Origin of the sequence: Pseudoalteromonas sp. SIMBA_162 (assembly GCF_046535955.1) — a bacterium.
GTDB classification, from domain to species: domain Bacteria; phylum Pseudomonadota; class Gammaproteobacteria; order Enterobacterales; family Alteromonadaceae; genus Pseudoalteromonas; species Pseudoalteromonas marina.
Genome location: NZ_JAWJBQ010000955.1, coordinates 1 through 246, shown reverse-complemented (window position 1 = coordinate 246; position 246 = coordinate 1). Strand labels below are relative to the sequence as shown.

Genomic DNA, 246 nt, shown 5'->3' with positions numbered 1-246 from the left:
ATCCTTACCCCAGAACGGCTCGGTGTTGATACCTGGGCCTGCGGTAACCCGGCTGATCTGGCGCGACGCCCCGTTCATCACATAGATGTCCGGTTTGCCGTCTTTCGACAGCACGAACGCCAGGCGCGAACCGTCCGGCGACCAGGCTGGCGCGCCGTTCAGGCCTTCGAAGTTGGTCACCTGCTCACGGCGGCCGGTATCGATGTTCTGAATGAAGATGCGCGGGCGTCTCTGCTCGAACGACAC

At 62.6% G+C, this 246-nt stretch carries 1 protein-coding gene; it reads right to left on the bottom strand.

What is annotated here, in order from left to right:
* Nucleotides 1-246, bottom strand: a 246-nt coding sequence (locus tag R0J88_RS22540) for a DPP IV N-terminal domain-containing protein (protein WP_410901251.1), incomplete at both ends; no start/stop codon positions are given.